This window comes from Pseudomonas sp. P4_B3, from assembly GCF_056402295.1.
Genome location: NZ_JBFUHR010000009.1, coordinates 50,904 through 72,300, shown reverse-complemented (window position 1 = coordinate 72,300; position 21,397 = coordinate 50,904). Strand labels below are relative to the sequence as shown.

At 60.6% G+C, this 21,397-nt stretch carries 22 protein-coding genes; 11 read left to right on the top strand and 11 right to left on the bottom strand.

Going from position 1 to position 21,397, the window contains the following annotated elements:
• Positions 1 to 15: 15 nt before the first annotated feature.
• The 4 genes from AC1DWG_RS12485 to AC1DWG_RS12470 form a co-directional block, all read right to left on the bottom strand.
• On the bottom strand, positions 16 to 726 hold the full coding sequence (locus tag AC1DWG_RS12485; protein WP_477752980.1) for an ABC transporter permease: 711 nt from the start codon (positions 724 to 726) through the stop codon (positions 16 to 18).
• Positions 723 to 1,451 (bottom strand): ABC transporter permease, encoded by a 729-nt coding sequence (locus tag AC1DWG_RS12480; protein ID WP_477759807.1) that lies wholly within the window; start codon positions 1,449 to 1,451, stop codon positions 723 to 725. The genes AC1DWG_RS12485 and AC1DWG_RS12480 overlap by 4 nt, the downstream gene beginning before the upstream one ends.
• Before the next feature lie 56 nt (positions 1,452 to 1,507).
• Entirely contained in the window at positions 1,508 to 2,290 is a 783-nt protein-coding gene (locus AC1DWG_RS12475; protein ID WP_477752978.1) for a transporter substrate-binding domain-containing protein, read from the bottom strand.
• Between the two features lie 370 nt (positions 2,291 to 2,660).
• Entirely contained in the window at positions 2,661 to 5,111 is a 2,451-nt protein-coding gene (locus tag AC1DWG_RS12470) for a penicillin acylase family protein (RefSeq protein WP_477752977.1), read from the bottom strand.
• 194 nt (positions 5,112 to 5,305) lie between these two features.
• Here AC1DWG_RS12470 and AC1DWG_RS12465 point away from each other — a divergent pair, with 194 nt between their 5' ends.
• Positions 5,306 to 5,863 carry a cysteine hydrolase family protein gene (locus AC1DWG_RS12465; protein WP_477787854.1) on the top strand — a complete coding sequence of 186 codons (558 nt, stop codon included), beginning with the start codon at positions 5,306 to 5,308 and terminating at the stop codon, positions 5,861 to 5,863.
• Between the two features lie 193 nt (positions 5,864 to 6,056).
• On the opposite strand, the gene AC1DWG_RS12460 is transcribed toward AC1DWG_RS12465, so the two are convergent.
• From AC1DWG_RS12460 to AC1DWG_RS12445, 4 genes are all read right to left on the bottom strand, one after another.
• Positions 6,057 to 6,263 carry an SEC-C metal-binding domain-containing protein gene (locus AC1DWG_RS12460; protein WP_007955014.1) on the bottom strand — a complete coding sequence of 69 codons (207 nt, stop codon included), beginning with the start codon at positions 6,261 to 6,263 and terminating at the stop codon, positions 6,057 to 6,059.
• A complete protein-coding gene (locus AC1DWG_RS12455) occupies positions 6,260 to 6,754 on the bottom strand; it encodes an LEA/WHy family protein (RefSeq protein ID WP_477753008.1) in 495 nt (164 codons plus the stop codon). The genes AC1DWG_RS12460 and AC1DWG_RS12455 overlap by 4 nt, the downstream gene beginning before the upstream one ends.
• Positions 6,755 to 6,841: 87 nt before the next feature.
• Positions 6,842 to 7,318: a YchJ family protein gene (locus tag AC1DWG_RS12450; protein WP_477763857.1), complete on the bottom strand. Its 477-nt coding sequence runs from the start codon at positions 7,316 to 7,318 to the stop codon at positions 6,842 to 6,844.
• Positions 7,319 to 7,322: 4 nt separating this feature from the next.
• The gene (locus AC1DWG_RS12445; RefSeq protein WP_477759806.1) at positions 7,323 to 7,820 is read right to left on the bottom strand and encodes a DUF6231 family protein; all 498 of its coding nucleotides are present in this window, start codon (positions 7,818 to 7,820) and stop codon (positions 7,323 to 7,325) included.
• A 189-nt stretch (positions 7,821 to 8,009) separates the two neighbouring features.
• Here AC1DWG_RS12445 and AC1DWG_RS12440 point away from each other — a divergent pair, with 189 nt between their 5' ends.
• The 4 genes from AC1DWG_RS12440 (at position 8,010) to AC1DWG_RS12425 (ending at position 10,684) form a co-directional block, all read left to right on the top strand.
• The gene (locus AC1DWG_RS12440) at positions 8,010 to 8,699 is read left to right on the top strand and encodes a PA1041 family peptidoglycan-binding anchor lipoprotein (RefSeq protein ID WP_477752973.1); all 690 of its coding nucleotides are present in this window, start codon (positions 8,010 to 8,012) and stop codon (positions 8,697 to 8,699) included.
• Between the two features lie 90 nt (positions 8,700 to 8,789).
• Complete coding sequence (locus tag AC1DWG_RS12435) at positions 8,790 to 9,506, top strand: PA1041 family peptidoglycan-binding anchor lipoprotein (protein ID WP_477752972.1); 717 nt, start codon at positions 8,790 to 8,792, stop codon at positions 9,504 to 9,506.
• Between the two features lie 148 nt (positions 9,507 to 9,654).
• Positions 9,655 to 9,933 carry a DUF1145 domain-containing protein gene (locus tag AC1DWG_RS12430; protein ID WP_477752971.1) on the top strand — a complete coding sequence of 93 codons (279 nt, stop codon included), beginning with the start codon at positions 9,655 to 9,657 and terminating at the stop codon, positions 9,931 to 9,933.
• Positions 9,926 to 10,684 (top strand): collagen-like protein, encoded by a 759-nt coding sequence (locus AC1DWG_RS12425; protein ID WP_477763856.1) that lies wholly within the window; start codon positions 9,926 to 9,928, stop codon positions 10,682 to 10,684. The genes AC1DWG_RS12430 and AC1DWG_RS12425 overlap by 8 nt, the downstream gene beginning before the upstream one ends.
• 189 nt (positions 10,685 to 10,873) lie before the next feature.
• On the opposite strand, the gene AC1DWG_RS12420 is transcribed toward AC1DWG_RS12425, so the two are convergent.
• Positions 10,874 to 11,338 carry a CopD family protein gene (locus AC1DWG_RS12420; protein ID WP_477763855.1) on the bottom strand — a complete coding sequence of 155 codons (465 nt, stop codon included), beginning with the start codon at positions 11,336 to 11,338 and terminating at the stop codon, positions 10,874 to 10,876.
• Between the two features lie 99 nt (positions 11,339 to 11,437).
• On the opposite strand from AC1DWG_RS12420, the gene dinG reads away from it, so the two are divergent.
• The 5 genes from dinG (at position 11,438) to pdxH (ending at position 19,196) form a co-directional block, all read left to right on the top strand.
• Positions 11,438 to 13,582, top strand: coding sequence for an ATP-dependent DNA helicase DinG (dinG, locus tag AC1DWG_RS12415; RefSeq protein WP_008016067.1), 2,145 nt, complete (start codon positions 11,438 to 11,440; stop codon positions 13,580 to 13,582).
• A 96-nt stretch (positions 13,583 to 13,678) separates the two neighbouring features.
• Entirely contained in the window at positions 13,679 to 16,057 is a 2,379-nt protein-coding gene (locus AC1DWG_RS12410) for a beta-agarase (protein ID WP_477787853.1), read from the top strand.
• 200 nt (positions 16,058 to 16,257) lie between these two features.
• Positions 16,258 to 17,403 carry a serine hydrolase domain-containing protein gene (locus AC1DWG_RS12405; protein WP_477763853.1) on the top strand — a complete coding sequence of 382 codons (1,146 nt, stop codon included), beginning with the start codon at positions 16,258 to 16,260 and terminating at the stop codon, positions 17,401 to 17,403.
• A gap of 113 nt (positions 17,404 to 17,516) precedes the next feature.
• Positions 17,517 to 18,524 carry an OmpA family protein gene (locus tag AC1DWG_RS12400; RefSeq protein WP_477763852.1) on the top strand — a complete coding sequence of 336 codons (1,008 nt, stop codon included), beginning with the start codon at positions 17,517 to 17,519 and terminating at the stop codon, positions 18,522 to 18,524.
• Positions 18,525 to 18,548: 24 nt separating this feature from the next.
• Positions 18,549 to 19,196, top strand: coding sequence for a pyridoxamine 5'-phosphate oxidase (gene pdxH / locus AC1DWG_RS12395; RefSeq protein WP_477763851.1), 648 nt, complete (start codon positions 18,549 to 18,551; stop codon positions 19,194 to 19,196).
• A gap of 5 nt (positions 19,197 to 19,201) precedes the next feature.
• On the opposite strand, the gene AC1DWG_RS12390 is transcribed toward pdxH, so the two are convergent.
• Positions 19,202 to 19,438, bottom strand: coding sequence for a hypothetical protein (locus AC1DWG_RS12390; RefSeq protein WP_477752964.1), 237 nt, complete (start codon positions 19,436 to 19,438; stop codon positions 19,202 to 19,204).
• A 165-nt stretch (positions 19,439 to 19,603) separates the two neighbouring features.
• Here AC1DWG_RS12390 and AC1DWG_RS12385 point away from each other — a divergent pair, with 165 nt between their 5' ends.
• Positions 19,604 to 20,068 carry an outer membrane lipoprotein gene (locus tag AC1DWG_RS12385; protein WP_111281476.1) on the top strand — a complete coding sequence of 155 codons (465 nt, stop codon included), beginning with the start codon at positions 19,604 to 19,606 and terminating at the stop codon, positions 20,066 to 20,068.
• Positions 20,069 to 20,171: 103 nt separating this feature from the next.
• Here AC1DWG_RS12385 and nhaA read toward each other — a convergent pair whose 3' ends face one another.
• Positions 20,172 to 21,359 (bottom strand): Na+/H+ antiporter NhaA, encoded by a 1,188-nt coding sequence (gene nhaA / locus AC1DWG_RS12380; protein ID WP_477763850.1) that lies wholly within the window; start codon positions 21,357 to 21,359, stop codon positions 20,172 to 20,174.
• Positions 21,360 to 21,397: the final 38 nt, after the last annotated feature.

The window sequence follows — 21,397 nt, the reverse complement described above, 5'->3', positions numbered from 1 at the left end:
GAAGCAGGTTGAGTGCTAGTGGGTCGGCCCGAGGAAGGCCAGCCATCGGCGTTCGGCAAGGCGGAACAGGCCGACCAGCGCAAAAGTGACGGTCAGGTAGATCAGCGCGGCGATGCCGAACGACTGGAAGGTCAGGAAGGTCGCCGAGTTGGCGTCCCGTGCGACTTTCAGGATGTCCGGGATAGTCGCGGTGAAGGCCACGGTGGTCGAGTGCAGCATCAGAATCACTTCGTTGCTGTAGTAAGGCAACGAGCGACGCAAGGCCGACGGCATGATCACGTAGGCATACAGCCTCCAGCCAGTCAGTCCGTAAGCCTTGGCGGCCTCGACTTCGCCGTGGTTCATGCTGCGAATGGCTCCGGCGAAGATCTCCGTGGTGTAGGCGCAGGTGTTCAGGGCGAAGGCCAGGATGGTGCAGTTCATCGCATCGCGGAAGAAGCTGTCGAGCAGCGGCTGCGCGCGTACGGCGGCCAGGCTGTAGATCCCGGTGTAGCAGATCAGCAGCTGGATATAGAGCGGCGTTCCGCGAAACAGGTAGGTGTAGAACTGCACCGGCCAGCGAATGTAGAGGCGCGGTGAAACCCGGGCGATAGACAGCGGAATCGAGACGATGAAACCGAAGAATATCGATGCGCTGAGCAACCACATGGTCATGGCCAGACCGGTGATGTTGTTGCCGTCGCTGTAAAGGAAGGGTTTCCAGTATTCCTGCAGGAGTTCGATCATCGTACGGCCTCCCGGGTACCGGCGGAGTAACGACGTTCAAGCCAGCGCAGAATGAAGTTGGACGCGCTGGTGATCACCAGGTAGATCAGCGCGGCAAGTACCAGGAAGTAAAACAGCTGATAGCTGCTTTTGCCGGCGTCCTGGGCAGCCTTGACCAGATCGGCGAGGCCGATGATCGACACCAGAGCGGTGGCCTTGAGCATCACCATCCAGTTGTTACCGATACCTGGCAGGGCATAACGCATCATCTGTGGGAACACCACGATCCAGAAACGCTGGCCGCGCTTGAGGCCATAGGCGGTGGCCGCTTCGACCTGACCCCGTGGGACGGCGAGAATCGCGCCACGGAAGGTTTCGGTGAAATACGCACCGTAGATGAAGCCCAGGGTTATTACCCCGGCGCTGAACGGGTTGATCTCGATGTATTCCCATTCCATGTAATCGGTAAGCGAGGTCAGCCATGTTTGCAGGCTGTAGAAAATCAGCAGCATCAGGACCAGGTCCGGAACGCCGCGAATGAGTGTGGTGTAGAGCTGGGCAGGCACGCGCATCAGTTTGACTTTGGACAACTTGGCACTGGCGCCGAGCAGTCCGAGCAACACGGCTACCAACAACGACAACGCCGACAATTTGATCGTCATCCAGGTGCCTTGCATCAGCAGCGGACCGAAGCCCTTGAGGCTGAAGGCAGAGAGCCCCAGATTTTCCAGTAGGTTTTCGAACATAAATCAGCAACCTGATCGGATGAAAAAAGCGCCCATCGAGAGATGGGCGCCGGGCATTATTTGCCGCTATACAGATTCAGATCGCCAAAGTGTTTCTTCTGAATGGTGGCGTAGGTGCCATCATCGTGTAACGCTTTGATACCTTTATCCAAAAGTGCTTTCAGCTCGGTGTTACCTTTCTTAATACCGACCGCTGTTTTGGCGGGTAGCAAAGCGTTGTCGACCGGCTTGCTGACATCGTAGTCGGCACCCTGTGGCGACTTCAGAAAGCCCAGTTTGGCTTGCAGCATGTCCTGAATCCCTGCATCGAGACGACCGGAAGTCAAGTCGGCGTAGACCTGATCCTGGTTGGCGTAGGCTTGGGTTTTCACGCCGGCCTTGTCCAGAACGGCTTTGGCATAGGCTTCCTGAATGGTGCCTTGTTCGTAGCCGACGGTCTTGCCCTTGAGCGAGGCGACGTCTTCAGTCACGCCAGAACCTTTCTTGGACACGTAGGCGGTTGGGCCGGAAAACAGTTCGCTGGAGAAGTCGATGACTTTTTCACGGGCTTCGGTAACGGTCATCGACGAGATCACGCCGTCGAATTTATTGGCTTTGAGGCCCGGAATCATGCCATCGAAATCACTTTCGACCCACTTGCACTTGACCTTCAGTTCGGCGCAGATCGCGTTCCCCAGATCGATGTCAAAGCCTACCAGGCTGCCATCGGCCGCTTTCGACTCGAACGGTGCGTAGGAAGGGTCAACGCCGAAGCGCAGTTCTTTGTACTCCTTCGCCATGGCGGAGCCAGCAGCCATGCACAACGCCAGTGCAGAAAGGGTCACCAATGCTTTTTTCATTATTCAATCCCTAAAAACCAATATGAGCGCTTGTGGCGCAGAATTATTGTTACTGGAAAGCGTAAGACCTGTTGAAAGTAGCAATTTCCGAACCAGAGTGCCGAACAAGCGTTTTAAAAGGTGCTTGGAAATGGCCGGAAACAGATTTATGCACGAAAACGGGCGCAGGGAAATGGGTGCACCAAATCAACTCGCCACAAAAGAACGGTTTGACTGAGCAGATTTTGCAGGGTCGCCAGGCTGTCCGCCTCCTCGACACGACTTGTCCTTGCGTCAGCGCAACCGCGATTCAACCTCTATTTTAAATGTTGAATCGCTATCGTCGGAACGCCGCCCGGAGCCGGCTCGCTCCCACAGGTAAGGGGCGCGGTTACTTTCCTGGTGTCAGCGTCATCCGAGTCTTGCCATAGGCGTTGTCGAAGTTCTGCGGCTGTATCGGCAGGCTCATGTACTGGCCCTTGAGCCACGGTTCGATGCTGTTGAGGTAGTTCGGGCTGGCCGGGTTTCCGGATTGGCCGGTGCCGTTTTGCGCCATCAGCGGCTCGGACTGGCCGAAGTCGACGATAAAGCGCATGGCTGGCGCCAGCGTAGTGTTGAAGTCCTGGCCCCAGGCGAAGGCAGCGGTGTTGAGCGTGGTGTGATCGCCACCGGCCGGCAGCGGTCCGCGTACGGTCTGGCCGCTGGTGTTCTTCCATTCATAGCGGTGCAGTTTGCCCCACTGCCAAGCCTTGTGATCACTGCCCAATTGGCTGTCGCCTGCGCTGATCGCTGCGGCGAGGCTGCGAGCGAGGATCACCGGTTTGTCTTCTTTCTGCGCGGTGCGCACGTCATCCCAGAATGGGCTGTCCTCACGCCCGAGCAAGTGATCGGCTTGGGCCGCGTAGGACAACTTGCCATCGGCGACAAAGGCCTTCCATGCCGGGCTGCTTTCAGGGCCCAGTTCATCGAGGAAGATCTGCCGGGCGCTTTCCTGCAGGAACAGTTCGTAGATTGCCGCATCGGTGGAGGTCGGGCTGAGCTTGCCGTCGAACGCCAACAGGCGGCTGTAGGCCTCGTGTGCCTTGGCGCGATCTGCCGCCGGCAAGGCGTCGATGGCTTGTTTGAGCGGCTGGGTCATACCTGGCGCTTCAAACATTTTCTTCAGCTTGGCAGCGAAGGTAGTGGTCTGGTCGTATTGCATGGCGATCAGGCTGCGGCTGTCGTGTTTGCCTGCGCCGGCCAGTTCGGCCAGGCGCTCGCCGCGCTCCGGAGCGGCCCAGGAATTGGACAATTGCATGCCGTAGCCATGGGGAATGACCCGCTGGTTGGCGGTGCCGAGCCAGCCTTGTGCCGGGTCCTGGTCGTACGGGTGCAACATCGGGTCGGCGTAGCCGTCCCAATCGTAACGACCTTCCCAGCCCGGTGAGGGCAGCAGACCTTCGCCTTCGCGACGGTTCGGGTAACGACCGGTGACTTGCCAGCCGATGTGGCTCGCGTCGGCAAACACCAGGTTCAGCGCGATGGCGCGGATTTCGCGGCTGGCATCAGAGGCTTTCTCGACGCTCTGGGCGCGGGACAGGTCGAAGAACGCGTCCAGGGTCTTGTCGTCGGTGAAGCTCGGCGTCTGCAAGGCCAGGCCGAAACCATTGGCCAGAGTGCTGCCCTGAGCGCTGTTGAGCAGCGGTCCATGGCGGGTTTCGTACACCGCTTCGCGAATCGGCCGCTGGCCTTTGACGAAATAGGTTTCGTTGCGCACGATCGCCGGCTGCCACTTCCCGGCATTTTCGTAGGTGAGCCCGTTGCCCTGGCGTTTGATCTTCTCCAGGAACAGGTCCTGGTTGTCGCCCATCACGGACGTCATGCTCCATGCCACCTTGCCGTTGAAACCACCGAGCACCATTGGCAGGCCCGCGATGGTCACGCCGGACGCCTGATACTTCGGCGCGCGAATCTGCACGTAACTGAACAACGAAGGCACGCCCAGCGGGCCGTGACTGTCACTGGCCAACAGGCTCTTGCCGCTGCGGCTGCGTTGCGGGGCGATAGCCCAGTTGTTCGACGAGGTGGCGCCGAGCAGGTTCAGGTCCGACAGTTGCCCGGTGGCCTTGCTGAGTTCGGCCAGCCCCGGCACTTGCCCGTTGAGTTTGATGCCTTGCAGTTTTTCGCTTTCGGCGACCGGCAGTTTTTCGTCGGGAGCCGACGGCGTCAACCACGCCAGTTTGTCGGTGGTGACAGTCTGGGCCAGTACCAGCGAGGAAATTTCTTCCGGCAGGTTGGTCGACTGGCTGAAGTTCAACAGGCAGAAAATCAGCGCCGAATCTTCCGGCTGCCAGTATTCAGGCTGGTACCCGGAGGCCGCGAGGTCCGCCGGCAGTTTGTCGCGGTAGCGGAACAGGTAGGCGTTGACGCCGCGCGCATAGACTTCGAAGAAGCGCTTGAGGCGCGGCGAAGAGGCCTTGTACAACTCGCCGGCACTTTTCTTCAGGTTGACCGCCCGCATGTAACGGTCGGCATCCAGCAGCTGCGCACCGTGCATCTCGGCCAAACGGCCCTGGGCCAGCAGGCGCAGGGTGACCATCTGCGTGATGCGGTCGCTGGCATGCACGTAACCGAGGGTGAACAGCGCGTCGTGGAAGCTGTTGCTTTCGATCAGCGGCATGCCCATGGCATTGCGGCGCACCGAAACGTTTTGCGCCAGGCCCTTGAGCGGCTGTACGCCGGAGGTCGGCGGGAGGGTGTCCTGGGCGTTGAAGTTCTGACAACCGGTCAGGCTCAAGGCACCGGCCACTGCTGCGGCAACGCCGAACCGGGGTAGAAAATGAGTAAGGGCTGGCGAGGCCATGGCAAAGCTCCTGCGGGGGTAGAGGCGGCGGCGCGCAATAAAGGCGCTACGTTAGTGAGCAGGAGGTGGCCGTGCAAGCGGGGTACAAGGTTATTTCAGGATTTGTCTGATAAACCGAAAAAATCACGGCCTTGCCAGTCGCAATGGGTGATGTTGAAGTGCGACACGGTCAACAATCCTGGAGAAAAGTCGGCATGGAGCTCAAGGCAAACGCGGCACTGATCATCATCGATCAACAGAAAGGCATCCTGCATCCCAGACTCGGCCGCAGGAATAATCCTCAGGCTGAAGAGCGCATGCTGGAATTGCTCGGTCATTGGCGGCGCACCGTTCGGCCGGTGATCCATGTGCAGCACCTGTCCCGCTCGGAGGACTCAGTGTTCTGGCCGCAGCAGTCGGGGGTGGAGTTTCAGGAACGGTTTCAGCCCATGGCCGGTGAACGCTTGATCCAGAAGCAGGTGCCGGATGCGTTTTGTTCGACGGGGCTGGAGGCTGAGTTGCGCGAGGCGGGGATCGGGCAATTGATCATCGTCGGTGTCGCGACCCACAACTCGGTGGAATCCACGGCGCGTACCGCAGGCAACCTGGGGTTTGATACCTGGGTGGCCGAGGATGCGTGCTTTACCTTCGACAAGGCTGATTTTTTCGGCCATGCCCATAGCGCCGAAGAGGTGCATGCGATGTCGCTGGGGAATTTGCACGGTGAGTATGCAACGGTGGTCAGTACTGCCGACCTATTAAAGGCTGACTGAAAAACTGTAGAAGCGAGCTTGCTCCGGGCGGCGTTCCGACGAAAGCGGCATGACCGTCACATCATTGTTGGATGTACCGCCGTCTTCGCGGGCAAGCCCGCTCCTACAGACGCTTATGTCGTTTATGACACCGCGGGAGCGAGCCCGCTCGCGATGGTGATTCAACAGGCGAAGCAAGCCTTCGCCCGAAGCATCAAGCGCCGTGGCACTTCTTGAATTTCTTGCCGTTTCCGCATGGGCACGGATCGTTGCGGCCGACGTCCTTCAGGGCATTGCGCACCGGTTCCTGGTGAGCGTGGCCGCAGTTCGGACCGTGGACATGGCCGTGGTCGTGATCATGGTGGTGATGGTCATGATCGTGGTTGCAGTCAGGGCCGTGGACGTGGGGTTGCTGGGTCATCGGTGTTGCTCCGGAATTAAATCGGCGGCGATTATCACGCCATTGCGCGCCAGGTGCACGTAGTGGGCGATGAATATACCGGTTTCCAGTTCACCTTCCAGACGATAGGGAATGGGTTGATCGGATTTTTTCAGCAGTTTGACCAGATCACGGACCTTGGACCACAGGTTGGTGCGGATCGGCACCTTGAAGTAAGCGCTGTGTCTGGGGCCGATGGTGAACCAGTGTTCGTACTCGCCGTCGGCCAGCAGTATGTCACCCAAGTGAACGCGGTACTCCAGACTGCGCACCGTCAGGTCACTGTCATTGGGGTTGTCGATGCGAAAGTGCAGGAGGAATTTCTGTTCCAGCAGTTTGGCGCTGACCACCTCGATCTTCACCAGATGGACCTCGGGGTCCGGCAAGTCGTCGCCGAACCACGATGCACAGCCGCCGAGCCCGAGTGTCAGGAACAACGTGAGCAGATAGAGTGCGCCGCGGCGGATGATCATCGTGGTGTTTCTCCCTTGGGCCTCAGTCCAGACCCAAAAGATCGCAGCCTTCGGCAGCTCCTGCGGGGTGGACAGACATTCCATGTCCTAACTGCTGAAATACCCTGCGCAACACTTCTTGAACTTCTGCCCACTCGCGCACGGGCAGGTGTCATTGCGTCCGGGCTTGAGCTGCACGGTAGGGTCGATGAAGTACCAGCGCCCGGTGTTTTGCACAAATGACGAACGCTCGCGGTGGCTGTGCTCGCCACTACTGTCGTGCCAGCGTGCAGTGAAGGTCACGAAGGCGTGTTCAGGCTGGCCGCCCAGCACTTCGGAGCTTTCCACCTCAAGGCCCAGCCACGTGCTTTGCGCGCTCCAGTCGCTGATCGATTGACGGTCCAGGCCGGCCTGCTGGGCGGGCAGGGTGGTGGCCACCAGATAGTCGACCAACCCCAGCACGTAGGCGCTATAGCGCGAGCGCATCAAGGCTTCGGCGCACGGCGCCGGGTGCCCGGCATGGTAGTGACCGCAGCAGGCGTCGAGCAGGGTGCCGCTGCCGCAAGGGCAAATGGATGTACTCATTGCATTACCACCAGTATTTCCCGAAGTTTTCCGGATTGGCCCAGAAGCGCGAATTGAGCCAGTCAGGGACTTGTTTGTATTCAAGCAGATCGTAGGTGAACAGGGTCAAGACCTGTTCGTCCCGTTGAAAGCGTTCGCTGGCTTGCAGGGCCAGGGAGAAAAAGTCGGTTTCCTGCCAGCCACACGCTGGCAGATCCGCCAACACGGCGATGCGGCTGGCGTTGAGGTTGCGAATGCCGCCCAAAAGATTCAGGCCGTTGCGCTTGGGCAAATGCTCCAGGCAATCGACCACCAGGGCCAGGTCGAATCGGCGGGCCGCCAACTCGTCGGGCAACGGCCCGGGGGCAGCGAAAGCGACGCTGCTGTCCGGGTGAGCGAGCTTGAAAGCCTCCAGCGCCGGGAACTCGCTGGCGCCGATCAACAACAGGCGCGCGGGGGCATATCGGTCAAGTAAAGCGGCCAGTGCCTGCTGCGGCGTGCGCGAAGAAATACCTGCAATCATCGAAGATCCTCAATCAGATCTGCCAAGACTAGCCTGACCGAACGTTCGGGCCTAGAGCGGCCTGGCGACAAAAGCGTCAACCTGTCGTTAATACACGAATAAACCGCATGGCCTATTGCTGGCGGAGATTAAAACTCGGGTCTTTACTACCTGAATCGGTTCCAAGCCGATCCCTCAGGAGAAAACTAGATGAGCATAGTTCGGACAGCATTACCCTTGGTTCTGCTAACCAGTGTCTTGACTGGTTGCGCAGGTTTGCAGAAAACCGACTGGCCGACCTGTGCGGCGGTCGGTGGTGTCGTGGGTGCGGGCCTCGGTGCGACCGAAAGCTCGGCATGGGCAGGGTATGGTGCTCTGCTCGTCGGCGGTACGGCAGCGGCTTATTGCTGGGTGCACGGTGATGGCGACGAAGACGGCGATGGTGTGCTGGATAGTCGCGACAAGTGCCCAGGCACGCCTAAAGGCGTTCGGGTCGATGCCAACGGTTGCCCACCACCAGCACCTGTGGTCGAAGAGGCGGTTGTGGTCAAGGAAGAAACCATCGTCATCCGCGATGTTCACTTCCAGTTTAATAAGGCCACGCTTACCGCGTCCGACAAACAGGTACTCGACAAGATTGCCGCTCGCCTGAAAGCCGAAGCCCCTACTGCTCAACTGACCGTAACCGGCCATACCGACAGCGTGGGCAGCGATTCCTACAACCAGAAACTGTCGGATAAACGCGCCCACTCGGTGGTTGAATACCTCATCGAACAAGGCGTACCTCGCAGCAACTTCGTGTCGGTTGTCGGTGCCGGTGAGAGTCAGCCAGTTGCGGACAACAAAACCGCTGACGGTCGTGCACAGAACCGTCGTACGGAAATCAAAATCCAGCGTTAAGCCCCCTCGCATCCGCGCCTTGTGCAGTCGCGGATGCGGGTCTTTACTCCTGTGTAACCGGTATTGGCCGGTGACACAGGAGCTTTCAACATGATCGTTCTCACAAGGACCGTCTTGCCGGTTGTGCTACTTGGCAGCCTGTTGAACGGTTGCGCGACCCACAGCGATGGCTCTGCCCCCCTCAATCAACGAACCTGGCCAATCTGCAGCCTGATCGGCGGCCTGGTCGGTGGTGGTCTGGGCGCAATCGAGAGTGGCGGTTGGGCAGCGGGTGGGGCGGCGCTGGGTATCTTGTCCGGCGGCTTGATCTGTTATGCCCAGGATGGCGACGAAGACGGCGACGGCGTTTTCGACCGACGCGACCGTTGCGCTGATACTCCCGCCAATACCCCGGTCGACCATCGCGGTTGCCCGGCGCCGCAGTATCCGGCCAGCGTCAAATCCGAGCCTGCGCAATCCGAAGTCATCACCCTGAGCGATGCCGGCGACGTGCTGTTTGCCTCCAGTCAATCCGGCCTTACCCCGACGGCCAAGAGTCAGCTGGACGCGTTGATGAGCAAGTTCGAGGATGCCGATGTGGTCAGCATCAAGGTGGTCGGCCATACCGACAGCGTCGGTTCGGATGCCTATAACCAGGCCTTGTCGGAGCGGCGTGCCAGCAGCGTGGCGGAATACCTGTTGAGCCAGGGTGTGGCGCCGAACAAAGTCACCAGCGAAGGCAAGGGCGAGAGTCAACCGATTGCCGACAATGAAACAGAAGCAGGCCGTGCGAAAAACCGTCGCGTGGACCTGCATGTAAATCGCTGAGCCATGAGATAGAGCAGTCGGGCGACAGGTGTGAGCGCTGTGACGGCCGTTCGGCGGCCTACATGAAGATTTTTCCGTTGCCCTCTGGCTTATCCCGCGTGGAAGCCGTTACTGTGCGTGCAAACAATAATTTACATCGGGGGAGCGTATGAAAGTCTTATGGGGGCTGGGGCGGTTACTGACCTTGCTGTTCTGGTCGGTAGTGCTGCTCAATCTGCTCACACCGTTCGTCTTTCCGCTGCACCCGTTGGTCAACCTGGCCGGCGGCCTGTTGGGCTTCATCCATCTTCTGGAAGCGTTGCTATGCTATCGCAGCCTTCGAGGTCGCGCCCATCCCTGGCTTGACCGCCTGAAGATCGTCATTTTCGGCGTATTCCACCTGCAAACCATTCCAGCCCCCACCGCTTCGAAGGCTTCCCATGCGTAAACTCTGTCTGCTTGCCGCACTCATCAGTCCATTGGCCAGCGCACAGGTGGTGAGTGTCGAACCCAACTCGCTGATGCGCTTGCCCAACACCGCCAGCACTCTGCAACTGGAACGCCTGGAAGTGGCCGATTACGGCACCTTGCTGATTCCCTCGAATGTGACCGAAGTCACCGTGGGTGAATTGCATCTGGGGCGTGAAGCGCGCATTGCCATCGTGCCGGGGGAACAGGCGCTGGCGCTGAAGGTCCGTCGCGCTGATTTGTCCGAAGGCAGCCAGATCACCGCCCGTGGCGCCCCCGGGACTTACCAGAAGGCCGCTCGATCCGGGCGCAATCTTGATTTGCAGATCAAGGCACTCAACGCACCGCAATTAATTGTTGATGCACGCGGTGGTGCGGGCGCACCGGGGTTTGTGGGTCTCGATGGGGCCAATGGCCAGGCACCGGGCTGCACCTGGGGCCAGGCCGGTCGCGGTGCTGATGGCAGCGATGGCAGTAACGGCCAGCCAGGGGCGCCGGGGGCACTGGTTAAACTGGCAGTACCGCATGAATTCCCGGCAGACCGGATCAAGGTTCAGGTGGCCGGCGGTGCCGGTGGCCTGGCCGGCCTGGGCGGCAAACCGGGCGTGGGTGGCAAGGCCAAGGGCTGCCTGATTTACAAGGCCGATGGCGGCAAGAGCGGTAAACCTGGGGCTGATGGGCAGCCGGGGCCTGAAGGCGCGGCGGGTTCGGTGACGGTGCAGCGCTTGTAAATCTCGTCAGGAAATATGTAGCAATTGATTTCCAGTGGCGAGGGAGCTTGCTCCCGTTCGACTGCGAAGCAGTCGTAAAAACGGTAACCACTTATTTTCTGAAAAACGTGTTCGCCAGTTTTAGGGTCGCTTCGCAACCCGGCGGGAGCAAGCTCCCTCGCCACAACAACCTCTCAGGCCAGAGTTACTTCAAAACATCGGCCGAGCCGCTGCAATCGCCACCACCGCCAAACCCACCAGCAGATTGATCCCCACCAACTGGCGAATCCGCCCAAGTACACTGGCACCCGCGGGCCAGTCCTGCCCGGTCACGGCGGTGCGCAGCTCCGGCAGCATCAGCGCCTGAATGCGGATAAACAGCGCGGTCATCACCACATACAAACCCATCATCACCTGCACATAGCGCGGTGCGGTTTCAAAACCATTGAAGTGCAAATTCAGCATGCCCACGCCGCTGACCGGCAGCAGAATCACTGCCACCCAGACCCAACGAAAGAAACCCTGAAACACTTCTACCCACAGTTTCAGCCGGGCAGGGCCTTCCAGTGCCTTCATCGCGGCGGGGCGCAGGACCATCCAGGCGAAAAACATGCCGCCGACCCAGACCAGGGCCGCCAGTACATGCAGGCTATAAATGAGGCTAAAAGGTGTCATTGGGTTACTCCGTTCTGCGCGGTATTCATTAGCGGGGTATGATAGCGACCGAACCGAACCACTGAAAATTTATCCAGCGTTTTTTGCGCCCGACAATCCATGATCAGCACCGAACTCAAAACCACGATCCAGGGCGCCTACTCGCGTTTTCTCGAAGCCAAGAGCCTCAAGCCGCGCTACGGCCAACGCCTGATGATCGCCGAAGTCGCCAAGGTCCTGGGTGACATCGACACCGACGACGAAGGCCGGCGCAGTGGCGACCCCGCGATAGTCGCGGTGGAAGCCGGCACCGGTACCGGCAAGACCGTGGCCTACAGCCTGGCGGCGATTCCCACGGCGAAGGCCGCCGGCAAACGCCTGGTGATCGCCACGGCCACCGTGGCCCTGCAAGAGCAGATCGTCTACAAGGACTTGCCCGACCTGATGCGCAACAGCGGGCTGAATTTCAGCTTCGCCCTGGCCAAGGGACGCGGGCGCTACATGTGCCTGTCCAAGCTCGACATGTTGCTCCAGGAAGGCCACGCGCAGACCGCCACGGCACAGTTGTTCGAAGAAGAAGGATTCAAGATCGAGGTCGATGAGGCCAGTCAGAAGCTGTTCACCAGCATGATCGAGAAGCTCGCCGGCAATAAGTGGGACGGCGACCGCGACAGTTGGTCCACCGCCCTGGAAGACGCCGACTGGGCGCGCCTGACCACCGACCACAGCCAGTGCACCAACCGTCATTGCCCGAACTTCGGCCAGTGCGCCTTCTACAAGGCCCGCGAAGGCATGGGCAAGGTCGACGTGATCGTCACCAACCACGACATGGTCCTGGCCGACCTCGCCCTGGGCGGCGGTGCGGTGTTGCCGGACCCGCGCGACACTATCTACGTGTTCGACGAAGGCCACCACCTGCCGGACAAGGCCATCGGCCACTTCGCCCATTACACGCGCCTGCGCTCCACCGCCGACTGGCTGGAAACCACCGCCAAGAACCTCACCAAACTGCTGGCCCAGCACCCGTTGCCGGGCGACTTGGGCAAGTTGATCGAGCAGGTGCCGGAACTGGCGCGGGAGATCAAGACCCAGCAGCAGTTCATGTTCACCGCGTGCGAGCAGATTGCCGATTTCAAACCCGGCGAAGACGTCGAAGGCCGCGAGCGCCCGCGTCACCGATTCGTCGGCGGTGTGATTCCCGAGCATATGCGCGAGATGGGCATTGAACTGAAGAAAGGCTTCGCGCGGCTGACGGACCTGTTCACCCGCCTGACCGACCTGCTCAAGGAAGGCATGGATGGCGAGGTCAACATCGGCATCGCCAGCAACCAGGCCGAAGAGTGGTATCCGCTGTTCGGCAGCCTGTTGTCGCGTTCTTCCGGCAACTGGGAGCTGTGGACCGCCTTTACCGTCGAAGACCCGGAAGACAACCCGCCCATGGCCCGCTGGCTGACCCTGGCCGAGAGCGGTTCACTGTTCGACATCGAGGTCAACGCAAGTCCCATCCTCGCGGCGGAAATGCTTCGTCGTAACCTGTGGAACGTGGCGTATGGCTGTCTGGTGACCTCGGCGACCTTGACCGCCCTCGGCACCTTCGACCGCTTCCGCATGCGCGCCGGCCTGCCGAAAAAGGCCGTAACGGCGGTGGTGCCAAGCCCGTTCCATCACGCCGACGCCGGTGTGTTGCGGGTACCGAACCTGAACGCCGACCCCCGTGATGCAGCGGCACATACCGCCGCGATCATTCGTGATCTGCCTGAATTGGTCGAAGGCTCGCGGGGCACGCTGGTGCTGTTTTCCTCGCGTAAACAGATGCAGGACGTGTTCGACGGCCTCGACCGCGATTGGCGCAAGCAAGTGTTCATTCAGGGCAACCTGTCGAAACAGGAAACCCTCAACAAGCACAAGGCGCGAGTCGATGGCGGCGATTCCAGCGTGCTGTTCGGCCTGGCGAGCTTCGCCGAAGGGGTCGACTTGCCAGGTGCCTATTGCGAGCACGTGGTCATTGCCAAGATTCCATTCTCGGTCCCCGATGATCCAGTCGAAGCCGCGCTGTCGGAATGGATCGAAGCCCGGGGTGGCAATCCGTTCATGGAAATCTCCGTGCCGGACGCCTCGCTGAAGCTGGTCCAGGCCTGCGGTCGCTTGCTGCGCACCGAAGAAGACCGCGGCACGATCACCTTGCTCGACCGGCGCCTGGTGACCCAACGTTATGGCAAAGCCATCCTCAACGCGTTGCCGCCGTTCCGTCGAGAAATTTCCTGAAACACTGGTGGGCAGTTTTGCCCACCGCGTTGTCTATCTCTCTGCCATCGCTTTTCCACTGGCCCATTGAAGGTCGTTAGGGAGATTTTCGTTCTCATGATTTGCCGTTCGTTGCCTGCTGTTTTTGCCCTGCTGTTCGCAACACCGCTGTTGGCCGCTCCCGCCAGCCCGCAGACTTTGTTCAACTTTGTGCGCCCCGCCGACGTGGTCCAGGTGGCGACTCAGGATGCCAGCCTGCCGCAATCCAACGCCGAGCAAACCCCCGAGGGCGAAGTGTTGCGTCGGGTGACGTTCAGCCCGGCCACACGGCCGACTTTGAGCCTGACCCCGCAAACCGGCGCCTGGGACTGGTCGCAGTCGGGCGTCATGAGCCTGCGGATCCAGAGCGCGATGAGCTGGGCCCTGACCCTGTACGTGACCATCCAGAGCAACGACGGCAAGACACTGGTCAGCCGCGTCGATTTGCCGGCGGGGCCTGCGCAAACCCTGTTGGTGCCTTTGCAAGCGACATCACCACTGAGCCAGGGCATGAAGGCTGGCCCGCCGATGCCAATGACCGTCGAGGGGCAGCGTGTGTTGCTGGCCAGTAGCGCCGGTGAACTGGATCGCAGCCAGGTGGTGTCGGTGAGTTTGTCGATGGACCAGCCGAAAGCGGCACAAAGCATCTTGCTGGAACGCTTTGGTGTGCAGGACGGCGAGTCGGTCACCCAAGACGTATATGGCGGGTTGGTGGATGCTTACGGCCAGTCGACCCGAGACAAATGGCCGGAAAAAATCAGCAGCGACGAACAATTGAAAAACGCCGCAAGCAAGGAGCAGCAGCAACTGAAAACCTGGCTGGCCGAGCGTGAAAGGTCGTCCCTGGACAAGTTCGGTGGTCTAACCAAAGGCCCGTCCTTCAAGGCCAGCGGCTTTTTCCGCACCGAGAAACGCGACGGACGCTGGTATCTGGTGACGCCGGAAGGCCATCCGTTTTATTCGCTAGGGGTTAACACCGTCGCTGCAGACGTCAACCAGACTTACGTTGCCGGTCGCGAGTGGATGTTCGAATCCCTGCCCAAGGCGGACGAGGCCCTGGCCAGTCATTTCGGCGAAGGCGACAACCGTGGCGGCAACGGTGCCGATCAGGGCCGCGGCTACAATGCCGGGCGCTGGTACGACTTCTACGGCGCCAATCTGCAGCGTCTGTATGGCGATCCGTGCGCGAAGGGTAGCGATACCAAGGCCGGTGTCGCCGAAGCGACAGCCGCTGAGCAAAAACCTGCCGAACCGTGCAAGGCGCAGTTCGACGAGCAGCGCTGGGCCAGTCACACCCTTGATCGTTTGCAGGCCTGGGGCTTCAACACCATCGGCAACTGGAGCGCCCCCGTACTGGGCGACGCGGATCGCGTGCCGTACACCTTGCCGCTGTCGATCGTCGGCGACTACGCCAGCATCAGCACCGGTACTGACTGGTGGGGCGGCATGCCCGACCCGTTTGACCCGCGTTTCGCCATGGCCACCGAGCGCGCAGTGGCGATTGCTGCCCGCGACCATCGTGACGATCCATGGCTGATCGGTTACTACGCCGACAACGAACTGGCCTGGACCGGTCCCGGCGACGACCCGAAAGCCCGTTATGCGCTGGCTTACGGCACCTTGAAAATGACCACCGACGTGCCGGCCAAGCGCGCATTCCTCAAGCAGTTGCGTGACAAGTACCGCAATCAGGCTGGCCTGTCGAAAGCCTGGGGCATTGATCTGCCAGCCTGGGAGCTGATGGAAGATCCGGGGTTCGTGCCACCGCTTCCGAGCGCCGAGTACCCGGAAATCGAAGCCGACTTCAAATACTTCCAGAAGGTCTTTGCCGACACTTACTTCAAGACCATCTCCGACTCGCTCAAGTGGCACGCGCCGAACCAGTTGCTGCTCGGCGGCCGTTTCGCGATCAGCACGCCGGAAGCGGTGGAGTCCTGCGCCCAGTACTGCGACGTGTTGAGTTTCAACATGTACACCTTGCAACCCCAGGACGGTTACGACTTCGCCAAACTGCGCAGTCTCGACAAACCGGTGCTGATCACCGAGTTCAATTTCGGCTCGGCTGATCGTGGCCCGTTCTGGGGCGGCGTCACGCCGTTGGCGAAGGAGGCGGACCGCGGTGCGGCTTATGCCAACTTCCTCAAGCAGGCCTTGAGCGAGCCGTCGATTGTTGGCGTGCATTGGTTTCAGTACCTCGATCAACCGGTCACCGGGCGTCTGCTTGACGGTGAAAACGGTCACTTCGGGTTGGTGGGCATTACTGATCTGCCGTTCCAGGGTTTTGTCGATAGCGTGCGCAAGAGCAACCTGGCGACGGTCGAGCAATTGGGCAAGGAGGCCGAGAAGGCTACGGCCGCCGCCGACAAAGCCAGCCACGACGCCGAGGGCGGGCGCAAGGCCGAGGCCGGCAAGGGGCCGGGGAAGGGCGCTGGTGGGCATTCCGGCAAAGGTCATTAAATTCTGAGGCAGCCAAGATCGCAGCCTTCGGCAGCTCCTACAGGGGAAGTGTGAACACCTTGTAGGAGCTGCCGCAGGCTGCGATCTTTTGATTTTCATCTTGATCTTGAATTGACCGCCCAGCCCGCCCCTGTTCCAAAAAACCTCAAGGGCTGGAACAATGCGGCCCACTTTACAGAACGTTTTCCGGGGAGTTGCGGGTGCAGATTCAGGGTCATTACGAGCTTAAGTTCGAAGCGGTGCGAGAGGCGTTCGCTGCGCTGTTCGACGATCCCCAGGAGCGTGGCGCAGCGTTGTGCGTTCAGATTGGTGGCGAAACCGTCCTCGATCTGTGGGCCGGCACTGCCGACAAGGACGGGGCCGAGGCCTGGCACAGCGACACCATCGCCAACCTGTTCTCCTGCACCAAGACTTTTACCGCTGTCACCGCGCTGCAACTGGTGGCCGAAGGCAAGCTGCAACTGGATGCCCCGGTCGCGCGCTACTGGCCTGAGTTCGCCGCCGCCGGCAAAGAGTCCGTCACCCTGCGACAATTGCTCTGCCATCAGGCCGGCCTTCCGGCATTGCGCGAGTTACTGGCCCCCGAAGCCCTTTACGACTGGCAAACCATGGTCGACGCCCTGGCCGCCGAAACGCCATGGTGGACGCCGGGCGAAGGCCATGGTTACGCGGCGATCACCTATGGCTGGCTGGTCGGTGAATTGCTGCGCCGTGCCGACGGTCGTGGACCGGGGGAATCCATCGTCGCGCGGGTCGCCAAGCCGTTGGGCCTGGACTTCCATGTCGGCCTGGCCGACGAAGAGTTCCATCGCGTGGCCCACATTGCGCGGGGCAAGGGCAATGTCGGCGATGCGGCCGCCCAGCGCCTGCTGCAAGTGACCATGCGTGAGCCAACGGCCATGACGACCCGGGCGTTCACCAACCCGCCGTCGATCATGACCAGCACCAACAAACCCGAGTGGCGACGCATGCAGCAGCCGGCCGCCAATGGCCATGGCAATGCCCGCAGCCTGGCCGGCTTCTATGCAGGCCTGCTCGATGGCAGCTTGCTGGAAAGCGAAATGCTCGATGAACTGACCCGCGAGCACAGCCTCGGCGAGGACAAGACTTTACTGACCCAGACCCGTTTCGGCCTGGGTTGCATGCTCGATCAACCGGACGTTGCCAATGCCACCTTCGGCCTTGGTCCGCGGGCGTTTGGTCATCCCGGCGCCGGCGGTTCCATCGGTTTTGCTGACCCGGAGCACGATGTGGCCTTCGGATTTGTGACAAATACCCTGGGGCCGTACGTCTTGATGGATCCGCGTGCGCAAAAGCTGGTGCGGGTTCTGGCCACTTGTCTGTAAAAGCGCTTATCGGGTTCCGGTGCTGGAACCCGATTGCCTTTCCAGTTTCAAAGCGTTTGTTTATACGGGCCGATGTGGCCTGATTTTTTTGACTTCATTTTTGTGGATATCCAATGTCATCCAATAAAACCCTCGCCTTGGCCCTGTGCTTCGCTATTACCGGTTGCGCACAGACTCCACAGAGAGATGCGACAGCCCCCGTTGCCAAGACTGAAAGTGGCAGCCATTGGTACTGGCCATTCGGTTCCGACGAGAGCGCCGGCAAGCCTGCGGCCAAGCCGGAGGTGAAACCTGAAGTCAAACCCGTTGCGGTGGCCAAGGCCGAAACCGATAGCGGCAGCAAGTGGTGGTGGCCGTTCGGCGGCAGCAAGCAGAGCGCCGCCAAGGCTGTGCCGATGCCAGATCCAAAAGTCACCCAGGCCTGGCTTGACGACTACGAACCGCGCCTGCGCGAGGCGGTCAAGGGCAGCAACCTGCAACTCGAGCGCCGTGAAAACGTGCTGGTGGTGACTGCGCCGGTCGAAGGCTCGTTCAACCCTGATCGTCCGGCCATGCTGCTGCCGGTCACACTCGGTCCGTTTACCCGCATTGCCAAAATCCTTGAAGCCGATCCACAGACCGCGGTCCTGATCCTCGGCCACAGCGATACGTCCGGTGCGGCGTCTGCCAACGTCAAGCTGAGCCAGGAACGTGCCCAGGCCGTCGCGGCGATTTTCCGTCTCAGTGGTTTGCAGCGTGATCGCCTGATGCTGCGTGGCCTGGGCGGTGATGCGCCGCGCGCCGCCAACGACAGCGCGGAAGGGCGTGCGTTGAACCGCCGCGTGGAGCTGCTGGTGACCCCGCAAAACACCATGGTCGCACTGCTGAGCAAGTACAACATGCCGGCGCCGGCCCCTGTGAGCAAGGTCACTGCCGCTGATGTCAAGCCGGTCGCCAAGCCTGTGACACCGGCCCCGGCTGCGAAAAAAGCGACCGTCCCGACCACGAAAAAAGCGCCAGCCAAAAAAGCTCCGGCCAAGAAATCACCTGCGAAAACCGCAACGCCGGCGAAAAAGACTACGCCAGCCAAAGCCTCCGCGGCTGACAAGAAAGGCGCCGCCACCGATACTGCAAAGCAGTGATTCGTTAACCAAAAGGAATGCGCCATGACCCAGGGCCTGGCTGATATGCGTCGTGACTACACCCGTGACGGCCTGACCGAGGCACAAGCCCCGGCCGAGCCGTTTGCGCTGTTCCACCAGTGGTTCGCCGACGCGGTGAAAACCGAACAGGCGCCGGTGGAAGCCAACGCCATGACCCTGGCTACCGTTGACCAGGACGGTCGACCGCACTGTCGCATTTTGTTGCTCAAGGGCCTGGACGAACAGGGCTTCACCTTTTTTACCAACTACGACAGCGCCAAGGGCCAGCACCTGGCCGTGAATCCGTTCGCGGCCATGACGTTTTTCTGGCCGGCGCTGGAGCGCCAGGTGCGCATCGAAGGGCGGGTGGTGAAGGTCACGCCTGAGGAGTCCGACGCCTATTATCAGGTCCGTCCGCTGGGCAGTCGCCTGGGGGCCTGGGCATCGCCGCAGAGCCGTGTGATCGCCGATCGTGGCGCGCTCGAAGCGTTGCTCAAGGACACCGAGCACCGTTTCAGCGACACCCAGCCGCATTGCCCGGAACACTGGGGCGGTTATCGCCTGCTGCCGGAGCGCATTGAATTCTGGCAGGGCCGCCCAAGCCGCCTGCACGACCGCCTCAATTACCGCCAGCAGGGCACCGGCTGGATTCTTGAACGTCTGGCCCCCTGAGCCGTTTACCTACCGGGATAGCCTGCCGCAGCGGCCTCTAGCCACTTCGGCAGGTCTCGACGCTTGATCTTCTGCACCTGAGCGCTCGCCAACTGTTCGAGCATGAAGGCTTTTTTCTGCTCGTCCTTGCCCGCCAGCGCTAGCGCCAGGTCGCGGTCCATCCAGCGTTTGATCCGTACGTACAACCATCCGTGGAAGTACAGACCAGCGACGGTAGTAACGAAAATGATAAAGTAGTCCATGAAAATCCTTGGCCAGTGGGGCAGTTTTCCGATTTTGCCGCTACTGTGTGAGTTCGTGGAGGCGCCTTAACGGAGCCTGAATCAAACCAATTTTACCCGGGCGGTGCCGTGACAGGCGTCAAGCTGCGGAGTTTAATGAATATCTGTTTCTTTGGAGTTGATGCTATGCGTAAGTCTGTTCTGCTGGTTGCTTCCTTTTCCACGATGGCGATGTTGCTCACTGGTTGCCAATCGAACCTGACCGGTGACTCCTACTCCCGTGACGAGGCGCGTCGTGTGCAGACCGTTCGCATGGGCACCATCGAAGCATTGCGTCCGGTGAAAATCGAAGGCACCAAAACCCCGATCGGCGGCGCTGCAGGCGCAGTGGTCGGCGGCGTTGGCGGTAGCTCCATCGGTGGTGGCAAAGGCAGCGTCGTTGCTGCCGTCATCGGTGCTGTGGCCGGCGGTCTGCTCGGTTCGGCCGCTGAAGAAGGCCTGACCCGCACCCAGGGCGTGGAAATCACCGTGCGCGAAGACGATGGCAGCATGCGCGCCTACGTTCAGGAAGTTCAGCCGAACGAGGTGTTCCGTGTTGGCGAGCGTGTGCGCATCGCCAGTGTGAATGGCACCAGCCGCGTTTCGCACTAAGCGCAAACACCGGATAAACAAAAAACCCGATCAGGTGACTGATCGGGTTTTTTGTTTTTGGCTGAGACGAGTCTTGATTGGCGCCAGGCGTTATCGCGGTTTATCAGGATGCCAGGCTGGAGTTCTTGCGGCTCGCCATCGCCGTCACCCCATAACCGATCAGCGCGGCCAGAATCGAACCGGTCAGGATCCCCATGCGGTCCATCCCGGCGAAATCACTCACGCCCGGCTCAAAGGCCAGCGAGCCGACAAACAGGCTCATGGTGAAGCCGATGCCGCAGAGAATCGCCACGCCCAATATCTGGCCCCAATTGGCGCCTTGGGGCAGGGCGGCGATACCGGTTTTCACGGCCAGCCAGGTCAGGCCGAAGACACCGACGGTCTTGCCCAGCAACAGCCCGATGGCGATGCCCATGGGGACGTGGTGAGTGAAGCTTTCGACGGTGACACCGCTCAGGGACAGGCCGGCATTGGCAAACGCGAACAGCGGCAGGATGCCGTAGGCGACCCACGGGTGCAGGGCGTGTTCCAGGGTCAGCAATGGCGAGGGCTCGGCATTTTTCGTGCGCAGCGGAATGCAGAAAGCCAGGGTTACACCGGCCAGGGTGGCGTGGACACCGCTCTTGAGCACGCAGACCCAGAGAATCAAGCCAATGATCATGTAGGGCCCGAGCTTGACCACGCCGAGCCGGTTCATCCCGATCAGCGCGGCAATACAGGCCGCGGCCAGCGCCAGGGACAGGGTCGACAGCGCACCGGAATAGAAGATCGCAATGATGATGATCGCGCCGAGGTCGTCGATGATCGCCAGGGTCATCAGGAACAGTTTCAGCGAGACCGGAACGCGTTTGCCCAGCAGCGCCAGCACACCAAGGGCGAAGGCGATGTCGGTAGCGGTCGGGATTGCCCAGCCGTTGAGGGCCGGTGGCGTGTCGCGATTGAGGTACCAGTAGATCAGCGCCGGCACTACCATGCCGCCAATCGCCGCCGCGCCAGGCAGGACGATTTGCGACGGTTTGGACAACTGGCCGTCGAGGACTTCGCGCTTCACTTCCAGGCCAATCAGCAGGAAAAACAGCGCCATCAGGCCGTCGTTGATCCACAGCAGCAACGGCTTGGCGATTTTAAGCGCGCCGATCTGCGCCACCACGGGGGTGTCCAGCAGGCCGTTGTACAGCCACGACAGCGGCGAGTTGTTGATGATTAGAGCCAGAACGGCAGCGGCGATCAGTAACAGACCGCTGGCAGCTTCCAACTGAAAGAAACGCGTGAAAGTGCTACGCAGAGGCAAGGTCGCTCTCCATCCGTGAATTCAAAAGGTGTTACACC